Origin of the sequence: Microbacterium sp. NPDC089188 (genome assembly GCF_040685155.1) — a bacterium.
Classification (GTDB): domain Bacteria; phylum Actinomycetota; class Actinomycetes; order Actinomycetales; family Microbacteriaceae; genus Microbacterium; species Microbacterium galbum.
The window spans coordinates 22875-38781 of sequence record NZ_JBFBHH010000002.1; the positions used below are offsets into that span (position 1 = coordinate 22875).

A 15907-nucleotide genomic window follows, 5' to 3' on the forward strand; every position below is an offset into this window, starting at 1 on the left:
CGCGGCTGTCAGCGGACGCCGCCCCGGTCGACCAGGTGCGTCGGCACGAGATGCGTGTGCGAGCCGGTCGCCGGGGCGTTGCGACGCGCGAGCAGGGTCTCGGCGGCGAGGCGACCGAGCCCGGAGACGTCGTAGTCGACGATGCGGATGCGGCGCGGAAGCAGATGGGACAGCTCGAAGTCGTCGAAGCCCGCGAGGGCGATGTCGGCGCCACGGGGGAGGATCGCCTCGAGGACACCGATCGTGACGCGGTTGTTGGCGCAGAACACGGCGGTCGGCGGGGCGTCGGAGTCGAGCAGGCGGAGCATGGCGTCGCGCGCGACGGCCGGGGTGTGGAGGCCGTCGACGACGAGGGCGGGGTCGGCCGCGCGCCCGGCGGCGGCGAAGGCTTCTTCGACGCCGGCCCACCGCTCGGCCATCGTGAAGATGCTCCGCGCGTCGAGGAGGACGGCGACGCGCTGGTGCCCGGCCTCGAGCAGCTCGGCGACCGCGGCGCGCGCACCCCCGCGGTTGTCGAGGAGGATCGCATCGGCGGGGATGCCGCTGCCCGGGCGGTCGAGGAACACGACCGGGGTGCCGAGCTCGACCTCGCGCTGCAGGTAGGAGTGGTCATCGGCCGTCGGCACCACGATGAGACCGCCGACCTGGCGCTGGCAGAGGTCGAGAGCGAGGGTGCGCTCGGTCGCGGCATCCTCTTCGCTGGATGCCATCACCAGGTGCATGCGCTCGCGGGAGGCGACCGACGAGACGGCGGCGGCGACCGACATGTAGAACGTGTTCGACAGATCGGCGGCGATGAAGCCGACCGTGTCGCGGTCACCGGAGCGCAGACTGGCGGCGAGGGCGTTGCGGTGGTAGCCGAGGCGATCGACCGCGGCGAGCACGCGCTCCGCCATCGCGGGGTCGACGTTGGGCTGGCCGTTGATGACCCGCGAGACCGTCTTGAAGCTGACGCCCGCCTCTGCCGCGACGTCGACCATCGTCGGCCGGCCGGTCTTTCGCATGCGTCTCCTCGGGTGGATGCCGTCGGACGGCATCCTCCGAGCATAGGGATCCCGGCCGCCGACGCGGAGGCGACCGACTGTCGAGTGTCCACGACGCGCCGCGTCGCGGGGAGGGAGGCGGCGTGTCGTGGACACTCGAGGGGGTCAAGCGGTGGGGGCCACCAGCGTGCCGGTCTCGTGCGAGGCGATGGCCGCGGCGAACAGGCGGTGGGTGAGCGCCGCCTCTTCGGGGCGGACGCAGCCGAACCCGTCGCCGAGCTCGCCCACGTACTCGGCGAGGAAGGCCGCCCACATCTGCAGGATGGCATCCGAGAATCCGGATTCGAAGTTCGGACCCGTCACCGTGGGCCACACCGACTGGCTGCCGGCGTCGACGCTCTGCCAGCTCTGCTCGCGGCCGACGCCGGGCACGTCGACGAAGGCGAACACCTCGACCTGCTTCGGGTTCTTCGTGCTGAAGCGGACGCCGCCGGACATGCCGATGGCTTCGAACTCCCAGGTGTTCTTCTGGCCCGGCGCGATGCGCTTGGTCTCGGTTGTGAGGGGGAAGGGTGCGCCCTCGTGGCGGGCCCAGGAGTGGACGACGGCGTTGTCCCACGTGTCGCAGGGCTGCGGCGAGCCGTCGGGACCGGGGCGCTCGGTGACGATGTCCTGCAGGATGCCGACGACTCTCTCGGGCGTCCAGCCCAGGCGCAGAGGGACGTGCCACGTGTGCATGCCCAGGTCGTTGAGCACTCCCGCGTCGCCGCAGAACTGCTTCTGCCGCTTCCAGTTGAGGCGCTTGTTCACGTCGATGTCGCTGGAGTGCAGGAAGGTGCATTTCGCCTCGACGATGCGGCCGAGGGCGCCGGACCGCACGTAGTCGACGGCCCACTGCGCGCCGGGGAAGAACGGCATCTCGCTCGACACGCGGACGAAGGACTCCGGGGTCTCGGCGATGGCCGCGACGACGGCGTCGGCTGCGGCCTGATCGATGCCGAACGGCTTCTCGGCCAGCAGCGCCTTGCCCGCGCGCACGGTGTCGACGTAGAGACGCTCATGCAGGTCGTGCCGGACGGCGATGTAGACGACGTCGACGCGTGGGTCGGCGAGCAGCTCGTGGTGGTCGGTCGTCGTGAGCTGCACGGTGTCGATGCGTTCGAAGAATTCGAGCGCCGCGGGGTTGATGTCGCACACCGCGACGAGCTCGGGCTCTGCCGGGTGGTCGACGAGGGCGGGCCAGCGGCGGAGCGCCGCGGCGATCTCACGCCCCATGAGGCCGCCGCCGATGATGCCGACGCCGATCTTCTTGCCGGTCATGCCGCACCGCCGATCAGGGCGAGCGCCTCGTCGACCGAAGCGTTCTCGTGCACGACGGCCATGAGGGCGGCGGTGATGCCCGCCGGGTCGCGGTGCTGGATGACGTTGCGGCCGTAGACGATGCCGCGGGCGCCCTGCTCGAGGACCGCCTGCGTGCGCTCGAGCAGCGTGCGGTCGTCGACGCGCCCGCCGCCGCGCACGAGTACGGGGGTGTCGCCGGCGGCCTGGATGACGCGGTGGTAGTCGCCGATGTCGTCGGTGGGGTCGGCCTTGATGAGGTCGGCGCCGAGTTCGCGCGCCTGACGGACGAGGGTGACGACCTTGGCGGTGTCGCCGTCGACGCCGTATCCGCCGCTGCCGGGCTTGGTCTGCATCACGAGGGGCTCGATCATCAGCGGCATCCCGTACTTCTCGGCGTCGGTGCGCAGCGCCAGGATCGAGCGGATGCACTGTTCGCGCACCTGGGGCTCTCCGGGCAGGTCGAGCAGGTTGACGCACACGGCCACGGCGTCCAGGCGGACCGCCACTTCGATGGCGTCGGGCACGTGGATGCTGTGCAGAGGCGCCTCGAGCGGGTCGTTGTAGACGTTCGCGATGTCGGTGCGCAGCACGAGCCCGGGCTTCTGCTTGCCGGGGACGGACTGCAGCAGCGGGGCCTGGCCGAGGGTGAGCTGCACCGCATCGGGGCCGGCGTCGACGAGGGTGGCGACGGTCTTCGCCATGTCTTCGATGCCGGTCAGGAACGAGGGTTCGTGGAACGCGCCGTGGTCGACGGCGACGTCGAACGCGCGACCGGAGCGCGCGTTGAAGAGGCGGTTGAGGCGGGGTTTCGACATGGGGTGTGGGTCTCCGAGACGTCGGGTCGGGGCGCGGCTCTGCGCTCGACGGTCAGTATGCGGGGGCAAGACAACGTTGTCAATCGCTGCTACCGTGAGGCGCAGCACGGCGAGGAAGGCGGAGCTCATGGGTGAGCTGTACGGACGATCGATCGACGAGGCGCTCCGGCGCGCGGGCTCAGCGGCGCAGGTCGCGTCGGTGGAGCAGTCGCTGCGCACCGACGGACCGGATGCCGGGACCCGGCGCCTCCGGGTCGTCGCCGGAGACCTCGACATCGAGCTGCTGCCCGACCGCGGGCTCGACATCGGGCAGGTGCGGTATCGCGGCGTCCCGCTCGCGTGGGTGTCTCCCACGGGGTGGCCGCGGCCGGGCGCGAGCGGCTTCGGCGCGTCGTTCGGGGGAGGGCTCGTCACGACGTGCGGCCTGCTCTCGTTCGGGCCGCCGTCGTCGGACGCCGAGGGCGACCACCCGCAGCACGGTCGCTACAGCGGGCTGTCGGCATCCGTCCGGCGAGCGGAAGTCGGCGCGGATGCCGTGGTCGTCGAAGTGACCGTGGTGGAGGCCACCGTGCTCGGCGCGCACCTGGAGCTGCGTCGCCGCGTGCGCGTGCCGCTCGGCGAGGCGCGGATCGAGCTGCGGGACGAGATCGTCAACCGCGGGGCGGGTCCCGTCGAGCCGATGGTGCTCTACCACGTGAACCTCGGCTGGCCCCTTGTGGACGAGGGGACGCTGTTGCGGTCTCCGGCGGGGCGCGTTCTTCCGCGCGACGCGGCCGCGGCGGCCGGGGCAGCGACCTGGGCGGAGTTCCCCGCGCCGGCGTCCGAGTATCCGGAGCAGGTGTTCCGCCATGATCTGCCGGCGGACCGGCGGGTGAGCGCGGAGGTCGTCGCGACGTCGGGGCTCGGCATCCGCATCGGTTTCGACACCGCCTCATTGCCGGCGATGTTCCAGTGGCGGGTGGCGCAGGACGACGGATCGGTGCTGGGGGTGGAGCCCGCCACCGCGGCGACGATCCTCGGTCGTGCCGACGCGCGCGCCGCGGGGCTGCTGCGCGCCCTCGCGCCGGGCGCCTCGTGGGAGCTGGGTCTCGACATCGATGTCATCCGTGACCGATCCGAGACTTGACAACGTTGTCCACGTAGTCGCAGGATGACTCCATCGAAGCCCGGCCCTGGGTTTCGCCCCGAATGACAACGATGTCGGAGATGCGATGACGCACGACGAGACGGTGGCCGCGACCACGGTCGGCGAGGCCCCGGCGCCCCGCCCCCGCGCTCGTCTCATCGACGTCGCCACCGCGGCGGGCGTCAGCCCCAAGACCGTCTCGCGCGTCATCAACGACGAGCCGGGCGTGCTGCCGCAGACCCGCGACCGCGTGCGGCAGACGGTGCGGGCGTTGGGCTTCGTGCCCGACCGGAGCGCCCGGGAGCTCAAGCGGCGTGCGGCCGACACCGTCGGCATCCTGATCGACGCCATCTCCGACCCGTTCTTCGCCGCCTTCGTGAGCGTCGTCGAGGAGCTCGCGGTCGCCGAGGGACTGAGCGTCATCTTCGCCAGCACCGGATACGACGCGGCGCGCGAGCGCACGCAGCTCGACCGCCTGACCGGTCACCGTCTGGCCGGACTCATCGTCGCCCCCGTCGAGGTGGAGGCGGAGACGCTCGCCGGTCTCGGCGCGCGCTTCCCCGTCGTGACCGTCGACCGGGCGCGGGAGGGAATCGACGCGGTCGTCATCGACGACGTCGGTGCGGCCGTCGAGGCCACCACCGCCCTGATCGCGCGCGGGCATCGTCGCGTGGCCTTCATGCGCGAGGACGTGTCGTACCCCACGGTGAGCGACCGGCTCGCCGGCTACCGGTCGGCTCTCGAGGCGGCGGGACTGCCCTTCGACCCGTCGCTCGTGGTGACGCACGAGCGGTTCGGCTCGGGCGACGCCGCCGAGGCCGCGCTCCTGCTCGAGCGCGACGACGCTCCCACCGCGCTGCTGTGCGCGACGAGCCTGGCGGCCATCGGCACGGTCCGCGCCATCCGCGCGCGGGGGCTGCGCATGCCGGCGCTCGTCTCGTTCGGCGACTTCACGCTCGCCGAGGTGCTCGAGCCCGGCATCACGTACGTCGACCACGACCCGCGTCTGCTCGGTGCCGCCGCGTTCCGGCGGCTGCGCGAGCGGGTTGAGCGGCCCGACGAGGGGCCGGTGCGCATCGTCGTGCCGACGCGGCTCGTGCCCCGGGGGTCGGGCGAGGTCGAACCACCGGCGGGCACCGCGGCGGACCCTTCGACGGGCTCAGGGGCCACGGCTGGGGTCGCGGTGCGCTCGGCGGGCTCGGAGGCATCCGCTGACGCCGCCGGCGTGGTCGCGGGAGATCCCTCGCCCGACGCCGCCCCTCTCCCCGTTCTCTCCGAACCCGCCGCCGCCCTCGCGGCGACGGCCCTCGCCCTCGTCCACCCCCAGCCGGCCGGCGACGCCGACGTGTCGGCCGCAGCCCCCATCGGAGCCCCGTGATGAAGCCCGTCCTCCTGCCGCCCAACCCCGTGCAGCACTTCTACCGCGGCGGCGATCGCATCGCCGCCCTCCGCGGCATCGTGCCCCAGACCGACCGACAGCCCGAGGAGTGGCTCGGCTCGACCGTCTCGCGCTTCGGATCCGACGAGGTCGGCCTCGCGGTCACCGACGACGGCGATCTCCTGCGCGACCTCGTGGCGGGGGATCGTGCCGCGTGGGTGGGGGCGCGCGGAGGACGGGATGCCGCGGATCTCGGCATCCTGGTCAAGCTCCTCGACGCGCGTCAGCGCCTCCCCGTCCACGTGCACCCGGGCCGCGACTTCACCGCCGCCCACCTCGACTGCCCCTACGGCAAGACCGAGGCCTGGTACGTGCTCGAGACCGAGGACGACTGCGCCGTGCACGTCGGCTGGAACCAGTCCGTCGACCGCGACGAACTCGACCGCCGCCGCGACGCGCAGGACAGCGAGTGGATGCTCTCGCGGATGAACCGCGTCGTCGTGCGACCGGGGATGGGCGTGCTCGTGCCCGCCGGCACCGTGCACGCGATCGACGGCGGCATCTTCGTCGCCGAAGTGCAGGAACCCACCGACTTCTCGATCCTGCTGGAGTGGTCGGTCACGACCTCGACCCGCGAGGAGTCGCACCTCGACCTCGGCTTCGACGCCGTCATGCCCTCGGTGTCGACCGAGAAGCTGGATGCCGCTGCCCTCGACGCCCTGACCAGCACCGCCGGGACGACCCCGGCGGGGGCGGACTTCCGCTCGCTGCTCCCCGCGGTCGCCGACCCGTACTTCCGCCTCTTCGACGCCGCGGGAGAGACCGCGGCGCGCGAGGCCGGTTTCGCCGTCGTGCTCGTGCGCGAGGGGTCGGGGGCGCTCGTGTCGGATACGGCGTCGGTCGATGTCGAGCGCGGCCAGGTCTACGCCGTGCCCCACGCCTTCGGGGCGTGGCGTCTGACCGGCGAGGCCGAGGTGCTCGTCGCCGCCCCCGGCGCCGGGTGGCCCGGAACCCTGCGCGGGGGTGGGGTGCGATGACCGACTACGTCGTCGGCGTCGACATGGGCTCGACCAGCACCAAGCTGCTGGTGGCCACGCCCGACGGACGCCAGGTGCTCGTGGTGAGCCGCCGGTCGCCCTGGACGAACCTCGACCACGGTCGAGCCGAGATGACCGCCGCGCAGGCCATCGCGGTCGTGCGCGACCTCGCCGCCGAGGCGGACGCGCGGCTGGAGGGCGGATACCGCATCCTGGCGCTCGGAGTGTCGGGAATGGCCGAGGCGGGAGTGCTGGTCGATGCCGACGGCACCGCGCTCGCGCCGATCATGGCGTGGTTCGACCCGCGCGGGGCTGCGCAGATCATGGCGACGCCCGACGCGTTCCGCGCCGAGTTCCTCGGGCGAACCGGCCTGCCCGTCGGGCCCCTGGCATCCCTCTCGAAACTCCTCCACCTGCGCGACGAGGGTGTGGAGCTGCGGGGGACCACCTTCCTGAACGTGCCCGAGTACGTCGTGCACGCCCTGGGCGGACCGCGCGTGGCCGAGTACTCGCTCGTGTCGCGCACCGGGCTCATCGACCAGGACGACAGCACCCCCTGGCAGGCGGCGCTGGATGTGCTCGGCGTCGACGAGGCGATCCTCGGGACTCTCGTCAGTGCGGGCGAAGCGGTGGGGACGATCACCGACCCGCTGCTGCCCGCGGGCTTCCGGGGCGCGGCCCTCACCGTCGCGGGGCACGACCACCTCGTCTCGGCGGTCGCCGCCGGCGCCACGCACACGGGGCAGTTGTACGACTCGATGGGCACCGCCGAAGCCCTCGTGCGCGTGCTCGACGACACCCTCGCATTCGACGCCCGCGAGCGCCTCGCGCGCGCCGGAATCAACTGCGTCCGCCACGTCATCCCCGGCAAGTACGTGCTGCTGGCCGGGACCAAGTCGGGTCTGCTCATGCGCCGTGTGCTGCAGCTGCTCGGGATCACGGATGCCGTGGGCCGCGCGCGCATCGACGACGAGACCATGGGGCTGCCCGTCGCCGGCACCGTCTCGGATGCCGGACTCGCCGTCTCGGGCGCCCGCAACGACGACGGCGTGCTGAAGATCGTCGCGCAGAGCGACGGGCTCAGTCCCGCCGAGCTGTTCGCGGCGTCGCTGCGCCACGGCAACGACATGCTCGCCGAATGCATGGCCGTGATGGACCGCGAGGTGGCCCCGCCCACGTCCACGGTGCTCACCGGCGGCTGGTCGTCGATGGCATCCGTCGTGCGCTCGCGCTCGGCGCTGCTGCCCGCGGTCACGGTGTCCACCCACGACGAGGGCACCGCGTACGGCGCCGCGCTCTTCGCCGCGTTCGCCGTCGACCCCCGCTCTTTCGAGGACGTCGCCGAGACGTTCCTCTCCTCCCCTCTTCTCACCACGGAAAGGAGCTGACGATGTCGTCAGTCACCACGGCGGTCCCCGTGCTCCAGGCACGCGGTCTGTCGCGTCAGTTCGGTCATGTCCGCGCCCTCAGCAATGTCGACTTCGAGGTCTACCCCGGCGAGGTCACCGCCCTCATCGGTGACAACGGCGCGGGGAAGTCGACTCTCGTGAAGGCCCTGTCGGGCAACCTCGCCATCGACGAGGGAGAGATCCTCTTCGACGGCAAGCCGATCGAGATGTCGAACCCCCAGGTCGCCTCGTCGCTCGGCATCGAGACGGTCTACCAGGACCTCGCGCTCGCCCCGCATCTCGACCCGGTGCAGAACATGTACCTGGGCCGCGAGATCCGTCGCCCGGGGCTCGCAGGCGCGCTCGGGTTCATGAAGACCAAGGAGATGGCCGTCGCCTCCCGCGCGGCGTTCGACGAGCTCGGCGCCACGGTGCGCTCGCTCACCTCGCCCGTCGGCGAGATGTCGGGCGGCCAGCGTCAGGCGATCGCGATCGCCCGTGCGGTGCACTGGGCCGGTCGCCTCGTCTTCCTCGACGAACCGACGGCAGCCCTCGGCGTGCGTCAGACGAAGAACGTGCTCGAGACGATCCGCCGTGTGCGCGACAAGGGCATCGCCGTCGTGCTCATCTCGCACTCCATGCCGCACGTCATGGAGGTGTGCGACCGCGTGCAGGTGCTGCGTCTGGGCACGCGCGTCGCCAACGTCTCCGCGAAGGACACCTCCATGGAAGAACTCGTCGGGCTCATGACCGGCGCCGTCACGAAGGACGACCAGAAGTGAGCACCACGACCCCTCCCACCGAGACGGTGGCCATCGGCACGTTCGAAGACACCAAGCCGAACTTCTTCGTCGGACTGCTGAAGGCGCAGGCCTTCCAGATCCTGCTCATCCTCATCGTCATCGTGCTGATCTTCAGCGCGCTCGCGCCGGACTCGTTCGCACAGTGGTCGAACTTCCGCCTGATCATCCAGAACGCCTCGATCCTCGCGGTGCTCGGCGTCGGCATGACGTACATCATCATCACCTCGGGCATCGACCTCTCGATCGGCTCGGTCCTGGTGTTCTCGGGCGTCGTCTCGGCCCTGACGATGCGCGCGCTCGGCGGCGAGGGCTGGGGAGTGGCCACCATCGGCATCCTCGTGTCCATCCTCAGCGGCGTGTGCTGGGGGCTGCTGAACGGGTTCCTCATCGCCAAGGCGAAGATCCCGCCGCTCATCGTCACCCTGGGTTCCCTGGGCATGGCCCTCGGTCTCGCGCAGATCCTCACCGGCGGTGTCGACATCCGCGATGTGCCGACCGTGCTGACGGTGTCGATCGGCTACGGCAACGTCTTCGGGTCGCTGCCGATCATCAGCGTCATCGCCCTCGTGGTCGTCGTGATCGGCGCCGTGGTGCTGCACTTCACCAAATTCGGCCTCTACACCTACGCCGTCGGCTCGAGCGAACTCGCCGCCCGTCGCGTCGGCGTCAAGGTCGACCGCCACCTCATCTCGGTCTACACGCTGTCGGGGGCGCTCGCCGGGCTCGCCGGCATCCTGGCCCTGTCGCAGTTCTCGACCACTGCGATCGCGGGGCAGTCGCAGACCAACCTCAACGTCATCGCGGCCGTGGTCATCGGTGGCACGTCGCTCTTCGGCGGCGTCGGCACGATCTTCGGCACGGTGGTCGGCCTCTTCATCCCGGCGGTGCTGCAGAACGGCTTCGTCATCACCGGCGTGCAGCCCTTCTGGCAGCAGGTCGCCGTCGGCGCGGTGCTCATCACCGCCGTCTACGTCGACCAGGTGCGCCGCACCGCCGCGACCCGCGGCAACACCCAGAGCCTCTGGCGGAAGTTCGTCAGCGGAGGACGCCGCGGCTGAGGCCCGGCATCCGACACCCCCAAGAGAGAACGGTCATCACAATGCAGTGGAACAAGAAGGTTCTCGCGTTCGCCACCCTCGGCGCCGCAGCCACCCTCGTCCTCGCCGGGTGCTCCGGCGGCTCGTCGTCGGGATCCGCCTCAGGCGGCTCCGACGGCGGCTACAAGATCGCGTTCGTGCAGGGCGTCGCCGGAGATGAGTTCTACATCTCCATGCAGTGCGGCATCCAGGACGAAGCTGCCAAAGAAGGCGCCACCGTCACGACCCAGGGCCCGGAGAAGTTCGACCCGACCCTGCAGAAGCCGATCGTCGACGCCGTGGTCGCCTCCAAGCCCGACGCGCTGTTGATCGCGCCGACCGACGTGTCGGCCATGCAGGCGCCGATCGCGGCGGCGGAGGCCGCGGGCATCAAGGTCGTCCTCGTCGACACGACGCTCGAGGACCCGTCCGCTGCGGTGTCGCAGATCTCCAGCGACAACGAAGGCGGCGGGGCTGCCGCGTTCAAGGCGATCCAGGATGCCAACCCCAATGGCGGCAAGGTGCTCGTCGTGTCGGTCGATCCCGGCATCTCCACCACCGACGCCCGCGCGAAGGGCTTCGAAGACGCCGTCGCCGAGGACTCGAAGTTCGAGTCGGTGGGTGTGCAGTACTCGCACAACGAGCCCTCGACCGCGGCCGAGATCGTCACCGCCGCGCTGCAGAAGGACCCCGACATCGTCGGCATCTTCGCCGCCAACCTGTTCGCCGCCGAGGGCTCGGCCACCGGTGTGCAACAGGCGGGCAAGCAGGGCGCCGTGACGATCGTCGGCTTCGACGCGGGCCCCGCCCAGGTCAAGGCCCTGCAGGCCGGCACGGTGCAGGCGCTCGTCGCGCAGGAGCCCGCCACCATCGGCTCCGACGGCGTCAAGCAGGCCATCGCCGCACTGAAGGGCGAGTCCACCGAGGAGAAGATCCAGACCGGCTTCACCATCCTCACCAAGGACAACATCAACGGCGACGGCAAGGACGCGGTCTACAAGTCGTCCTGCTGACACCCGGATGCCGGGACCCCCGCACACGCGAGGTCCCGGCATCCACCCCCCTTCCCTTCCCGGTTCGGGGCGGGTTCCGCGCCGTGGGGCGAAAACCTCACGCCCCGAACGACGAAACACGCCCCGAACCCGGACGCGCCCCGCGCCCCGGTGAGACAGACACGGCCCCACCCCGGGGATGCGCCCGCGCGGCGTACTCGTCACGGGGCCGTACCCGACGAGAAAGACACCGCCGTGCCCCTGGCAGACATGCCCGCCCTCCTCGCCGCGCACCGCGCGGTCGGGGCCTTCAACTTCATCACCCTCGAGGTCGCCGAGGCCATCGTCACCGGCGCCGAGGCGGCCGGCACCGGTGTGATCCTCCAGCTGTCGCAGAACGCCATCGCGTTCCACGGGGGTCTCGCCCCGGCCGCCGGCGCCGCGTTGCGCCTGGCCGACGCCGCGCACGTCGACGTCGTGGTGCACCTCGACCACGCGACCGACGAGCCGCTCGTCGACGAGGCGCTGGCCGTCGGCATCCGCTCGGTGATGTTCGACGCCGCCCACCTGACGGATGCCGAGAACCTCGAGCGCACCGCCGCCGTCGCGGCCCACGTCCACGACGCGGGAGCCTGGATCGAAGCCGAGCTGGGGGAGATCGGCGGCAAGGGCGCCCACGCGCCGGGCGTGCGCACCGACGTCGCCGAGGCGGTGCGCTTCGTCGAAGCCACGGGCGTCGACGCCCTCGCCGTCGCCGTGGGCAGCGAGCATGCCATGCGCGAGCGCAGCGCCCGGCTCGACGAAACGCTCATCGCCGAGCTCGCCGCGGCCGTGTCCGTGCCCCTCGTGCTGCACGGCTCCAGCGGAGTCGCCGACGCCGGGATCGACGGCGCCGTGCGCGCGGGCATGCGCAAGATCAATATCGGCACGCACCTGAATACCGTGCTCACGGCGGCCGTGCGCGCCGAGCTCGATCGGGATCCGGATGCCATCGATCCGCGCCGCTGGCTCGCCCCCGGGCGCTCCGCGGTCGCGGCCGAGGTGCACCGTCTGCTCGACGTCGTCACCGGCCGGGTCGCGACGGAGGTCCGCGCGTGACCGGGGTCGTCACCCTCACCGCCGCCGGGGCGATCGACGCCACGTACCGCGTCGGCGCGCTGCGGCGCGGAGCGTTCACGCGCGCCGAGAGCTACACGCGCGAGGTGAGCGGCAAGGGCGTGAACGTCTCGGCCGCCCTCGCCGCCGGGGGTGCCGACACCGCGGCGGTGGTCGTGCTGGGCGCCGACGACGTGCGTTTCGCGCGCTGCGGGCTCACCGCTCCGCTGCTGCGGATCGTCGAGGTGCCCGGGTCGACCCGTGTGAACACCTCGATCATCGACGCCGACGGTGCCACCACCAAGGTGAACGCCCCCACCCCGCCGCTGTCACCGGAGGCATGGGATGCCACCGTCGCGACGCTGCGCGCGGAGCTCGCCGCGCGCACGGAGCCGTGGCTCGTGATCTCGGGGAGCCTCCCCGACCTCGCGGGCGCCGGCGCGCCGGTCGATCTCGACGCGGTCCGCGCGGTGGCCCAGGAGCACGGCGCGCGCGTCGCCGTCGACACCAGCGGAACGGCTCTCGACGCACTGCTCGCCGACCCCGCAGGCATCGACCTGCTGACCCCCAACGCCGACGAGCTGGCGGCCGCGGTCGGTCGCCCCCTCACGAGCCTCGGCGACGTCGTCTCCGCCGCGCGCGAGATCGTCGAGCGGGGCGTGGGCACGGTGCTCGCGAGCCTCGGCGCCGACGGCCTCGTCGCCGTGACGGCGGAGCGCGCGGTGTTCGCGCGGGCGGACGCCCCCTTCGTCGCCAACACCGCCGGGGCGGGAGACGCCGCCCTCGCCGGTTACCTCCTCGGCGTGACCCGCGAACCCGCGGCCGTCGCAGCCGGAGCGGATGCCCTCGTCCTCGCCGCGGCGTCGGCCGCCGAGTGGGGAGCGCACGCCGTCGCGCACGCCTCGACGCTGGTCGCGGGACCGCCGCACGGCATCCGGGCTCTCGTGGAGACCGAACCGGATCTGACACGGGCGCTCAGCCCCGAGGGGGAGGCATGACCCCGCTCGCCCCGGAGGTCGCCGCGGCCGTCGCCGATTCCTCGCGCATCCGCACGCGCGCGATCGACCGCGTCGCCTACGCGAACGATGCGTCGCACTACCTGCTCACTCCGGATGCCGTGGTCGTCGCGGCCGACGCCGCGGAGGTCGGCGCGATCCTGCGCGCCGCCTCCGCCTCGCGCACCCCGGTGACCTTCCGCTCGGGCGGCACGAGCCTGTCGGGCCAGTCGTCGGGGGCGGGACTGCTCGTCGACGTGCGCCAGGGGTTCGGACGCATCGACGTGCTCGACGGCGGACGCCGCGTGCGCACGCAACCGGGCGCCACGGTGCGGCAGGTCAACGCGCGGCTCGCGCGCCACGGGCATCGCCTCGGCCCCGACCCCGCGAGCGAGGCCGCGTGCACGATCGGCGGTGTCGTGGCGAACAACTCCAGCGGCATGGCGTGCGGCACGGTGGAGAACTCGTACCGCACCCTCGAATCGCTCGTGCTGGTGCTGGCATCCGGGACCGTCGTCGACACGGCCGACCCGGATGCCGACCGGCTGCTGCACGAGCGCGAGCCCGCCCTCGTCGAGGGACTGCTGCGGCTGCGCGAGCGCGTCGTGGGGGACCCCGCGAGCGTCGCCCTCATCGAGCGGCAGTTCGCGATGAAGAACACGATGGGCTACGCCCTGAACGCGTTCCTCGACTTCGACAGCCCCGCGGCGCTGCTCGCGCACCTCGTCGTCGGGTCGGAGGGGACGCTCGCCTTCGTCGCGGAGGCGACCTTCCGCACGGTGCCGATCCGTTCGGCGATCGCGACCACCCTCGCCGTCTTCCCGACCCTCGACGCGGCCACCCGCTCGCTCCCGGCTCTGGTGGCCACGGGCGCGGCGACGCTCGAGCTGATGGATGCCACCTCCCTGCGCGTCGGACAGCGTCTGGCCGGCACGCCCGCCGCCATCCACGGCTTCGAGGCCACGACGCAGGCGGCGCTGCTCGTCGAGTACCACGCCGACGACGCCCCCGCGCTGCACGATCTCGCCGCCGCCGGCGCCCGTGTGCTCGGGCAGCAACCGCTGCGCGAGCCCGCGGTGTTCTCGAGCGACCCGGCGCAGCGCGCCGCCGCGTGGACGTTCCGAAAGGGCCTCTACGCCTCGGTCGCGGGTGCCCGGCCGAGCGGCACGACCGCACTGCTCGAGGACGTTGTGGTGCCGGTCGAGCGCCTCGCCGATACGTGCGAGGGTCTGCAGGAGCTGTTCGAACGCTTCGGTTATGGCGACAGTGTGATCTTCGGCCACGCCAAGGACGGCAACATCCACTTCATGCTCACCGATCGCTTCGAGGGCGCGCAGGCACTCGGGCGCTTCGAGGGTTTCACCGACGCGATGGTCGACCTCGTCCTCGACGCCGGCGGGAATCTCAAGGCCGAGCACGGCACGGGCCGCGCCATGGCGCCGTACGTGCGGCGGCAGTACGGCGACGAACTGTACGACGTGATGGTGCGACTGAAGCGGCTGCTCGACCCGGGCGGCATTCTGAATCCGGGCGTCATCATCGACGACGACCCGGCCGCGCACATGCGGAACCTCAAGACCCCGGTGTCGATCGAGCCCGAGGCCGACCGGTGCGTCGAATGCGGGTACTGCGAGCCGGTGTGTCCGAGTCGGTCGCTGACGCTGACCCCCCGCCAGCGCATCGTCGTTCGGCGCGCCTCGACCGCCGCCCGCGAACGCGGCGACGGCGCCCTCGTCGCGGAGCTCGAGAAGGACTACGACTACGACGGCGTGCAGACCTGCGCCGTCGACGGCATGTGCCAGACGGCGTGCCCCGTGCAGATCAACACCGGGGCGCTCATGAAGCGCTTCCGCCGCGATGAGGCGAACCCGGTGCTCGCTGCGGGCTGGTCCGCCGCGGCGACCGGGTGGGGTGCGGTGACACGGGCGGGGGCCGCCGCGTTGAGCGTCGCATCGGCCCTCCCCACTCCCGTCGTGCGCGCGGTGACGGATGCCGCTCGCGCGGTGCTCGGCACCGACACGGTGCCCCGGTACGCGGCGGAGCTGCCCGCGGGTGGGGCGTCCCGTCGATCGCTCGGGACCGTCGTCGGGGCTCCCGGAGTGGAGCCGGTCGCGGTGTTCCTCCCCGCGTGCGTGGGCAGCATGTTCGGGCCCGCCGAGGGCATCGGTGCGGCCGCGGCGTTCACCCGCCTGCTGGAACGTGCGGGGGTCTCAGCCGTCGTGCCGGACGGCATCGACGCGTTCTGCTGCGGGACGCCGTGGTCGTCGAAGGGCTACGCGAAGGGACACGCCACGATGACCTCCCGCGTGCGCGCCGCGGTGCGCGCGGCGTCGCGCGACGGGGCCCTCCCGGTCGTCTGCGACGCGTCCAGCTGCACCGAGGGCTTCGCCGCGACCCTGCGCGACGAGGGCGTGGAGGTCGTGGATGCCGTGGCCTTCGCGGCATCCACTCTTCTTCCGCGTCTCACGCCGACGCCGGTGGCGCAGCTGCTGGCCCTGCATCCGACCTGCTCGTCGACGCAGTTGGGGATCGATCCGGCGCTGCGGGCGGTGGGGGAGGCCGTGGCGTCGGAGGTGCGCGTGCCGGACGCATGGGGATGCTGCGCGTACGCGGGCGACCGGGGGATGCTGCACCCCGAGCTGACCGAGGCGGCGACCGCCCCTGAGGCGGCCGAGGTCGCCGGGTTCGGCGCTGATGCCTTCGCGTCGTGCAACCGCACCTGCGAGCTCGGGATGACGAAGGCGACGGGGGAGTCGTACGTGCACGTGCTGGAGCTGTTGGAGGAGGCGACGCGACCCCTCGGCTGAGGGGCCGCGTCGTGGCGCGGGGCGCCCGGCTGCACCGCGGGAGCGGCGGCGGGAGGCGTGCTCCGGCGGGC

General features: G+C 72.3%; 13 protein-coding genes. 10 read left to right on the forward strand and 3 right to left on the reverse strand.

The features are described 5' to 3' along the window. Positions 1-8 precede the first annotated feature (8 nt). The 3 genes from AB0N80_RS06195 to AB0N80_RS06205 all read right to left on the reverse strand — a co-directional run bounded on the left by AB0N80_RS06195 (position 9) and on the right by AB0N80_RS06205 (position 3139). Entirely contained in the window at positions 9-1004 is a 996-nt protein-coding gene (locus tag AB0N80_RS06195; protein WP_315995236.1) for a LacI family DNA-binding transcriptional regulator, read from the reverse strand. Positions 1005-1148: 144 nt separating this feature from the next. Continuing rightward, entirely contained in the window at positions 1149-2303 is a 1155-nt protein-coding gene (locus tag AB0N80_RS06200; RefSeq protein WP_363578202.1) for a Gfo/Idh/MocA family oxidoreductase, read from the reverse strand. After that, a complete protein-coding gene (locus AB0N80_RS06205) occupies positions 2300-3139 on the reverse strand; it encodes an aldolase (protein ID WP_363391112.1) in 840 nt (279 codons plus the stop codon). Before AB0N80_RS06205 ends, AB0N80_RS06200 begins: the two co-directional genes overlap by 4 nt. A 94-nt stretch (positions 3140-3233) precedes the next feature. On the opposite strand from AB0N80_RS06205, the gene AB0N80_RS06210 reads away from it, so the two are divergent. The 10 genes from AB0N80_RS06210 to AB0N80_RS06255 all read left to right on the forward strand — a co-directional run bounded on the left by AB0N80_RS06210 (position 3234) and on the right by AB0N80_RS06255 (position 15836). After that, positions 3234-4265, forward strand: a complete 1032-nt coding sequence (locus AB0N80_RS06210) for a DUF4432 family protein (protein ID WP_363578203.1) — start codon at positions 3234-3236, stop codon at positions 4263-4265. An 85-nt stretch (positions 4266-4350) separates the two neighbouring features. After that, complete coding sequence (locus tag AB0N80_RS06215) at positions 4351-5643, forward strand: LacI family DNA-binding transcriptional regulator (protein ID WP_363578204.1); 1293 nt, start codon at positions 4351-4353, stop codon at positions 5641-5643. Next, positions 5643-6680 (forward strand): class I mannose-6-phosphate isomerase, encoded by a 1038-nt coding sequence (locus tag AB0N80_RS06220; protein ID WP_363578205.1) that lies wholly within the window; start codon positions 5643-5645, stop codon positions 6678-6680. Before AB0N80_RS06215 ends, AB0N80_RS06220 begins: the two co-directional genes overlap by 1 nt. Continuing rightward, positions 6677-8068: an FGGY family carbohydrate kinase gene (locus AB0N80_RS06225; RefSeq protein WP_363578206.1), complete on the forward strand. Its 1392-nt coding sequence runs from the start codon at positions 6677-6679 to the stop codon at positions 8066-8068. Before AB0N80_RS06220 ends, AB0N80_RS06225 begins: the two co-directional genes overlap by 4 nt. Before the next feature lie 2 nt (positions 8069-8070). Continuing rightward, the gene (locus AB0N80_RS06230; protein WP_315995229.1) at positions 8071-8850 is read left to right on the forward strand and encodes an ATP-binding cassette domain-containing protein; all 780 of its coding nucleotides are present in this window, start codon (positions 8071-8073) and stop codon (positions 8848-8850) included. Further along, positions 8847-9929, forward strand: coding sequence for an ABC transporter permease (locus AB0N80_RS06235; RefSeq protein WP_315995228.1), 1083 nt, complete (start codon positions 8847-8849; stop codon positions 9927-9929). The genes AB0N80_RS06230 and AB0N80_RS06235 overlap by 4 nt, the downstream gene beginning before the upstream one ends. Before the next feature lie 41 nt (positions 9930-9970). Further along, complete coding sequence (locus AB0N80_RS06240) at positions 9971-10960, forward strand: ABC transporter substrate-binding protein (protein WP_363578207.1); 990 nt, start codon at positions 9971-9973, stop codon at positions 10958-10960. A gap of 234 nt (positions 10961-11194) precedes the next feature. After that, positions 11195-12037 carry a class II fructose-bisphosphate aldolase gene (locus AB0N80_RS06245; RefSeq protein ID WP_363578208.1) on the forward strand — a complete coding sequence of 281 codons (843 nt, stop codon included), beginning with the start codon at positions 11195-11197 and terminating at the stop codon, positions 12035-12037. Further along, entirely contained in the window at positions 12034-13032 is a 999-nt protein-coding gene (locus AB0N80_RS06250; protein WP_363578209.1) for a PfkB family carbohydrate kinase, read from the forward strand. The genes AB0N80_RS06245 and AB0N80_RS06250 overlap by 4 nt, the downstream gene beginning before the upstream one ends. Next, the gene (locus AB0N80_RS06255) at positions 13029-15836 is read left to right on the forward strand and encodes an FAD-binding and (Fe-S)-binding domain-containing protein (RefSeq protein WP_363578210.1); all 2808 of its coding nucleotides are present in this window, start codon (positions 13029-13031) and stop codon (positions 15834-15836) included. The genes AB0N80_RS06250 and AB0N80_RS06255 overlap by 4 nt, the downstream gene beginning before the upstream one ends. Positions 15837-15907 lie beyond the last annotated feature (71 nt).

Coding starts and splice junctions, on each gene's coding strand:
- AB0N80_RS06230 (WP_315995229.1), top strand. CDS start 8,071: ATGTCGTCAGTCACCACGGCGGTCCCCGTGCTCCAGGCACGCGGTCTG.
- AB0N80_RS06215 (WP_363578204.1), top strand. CDS start 4,351: ATGACGCACGACGAGACGGTGGCCGCGACCACGGTCGGCGAGGCCCCG.
- AB0N80_RS06200 (WP_363578202.1), bottom strand. CDS start 2,303: ATGACCGGCAAGAAGATCGGCGTCGGCATCATCGGCGGCGGCCTCATG.
- AB0N80_RS06195 (WP_315995236.1), bottom strand. CDS start 1,004: ATGCGAAAGACCGGCCGGCCGACGATGGTCGACGTCGCGGCAGAGGCG.
- AB0N80_RS06220 (WP_363578205.1), top strand. CDS start 5,643: ATGAAGCCCGTCCTCCTGCCGCCCAACCCCGTGCAGCACTTCTACCGC.
- AB0N80_RS06240 (WP_363578207.1), top strand. CDS start 9,971: ATGCAGTGGAACAAGAAGGTTCTCGCGTTCGCCACCCTCGGCGCCGCA.
- AB0N80_RS06255 (WP_363578210.1), top strand. CDS start 13,029: ATGACCCCGCTCGCCCCGGAGGTCGCCGCGGCCGTCGCCGATTCCTCG.
- AB0N80_RS06205 (WP_363391112.1), bottom strand. CDS start 3,139: ATGTCGAAACCCCGCCTCAACCGCCTCTTCAACGCGCGCTCCGGTCGC.
- AB0N80_RS06225 (WP_363578206.1), top strand. CDS start 6,677: ATGACCGACTACGTCGTCGGCGTCGACATGGGCTCGACCAGCACCAAG.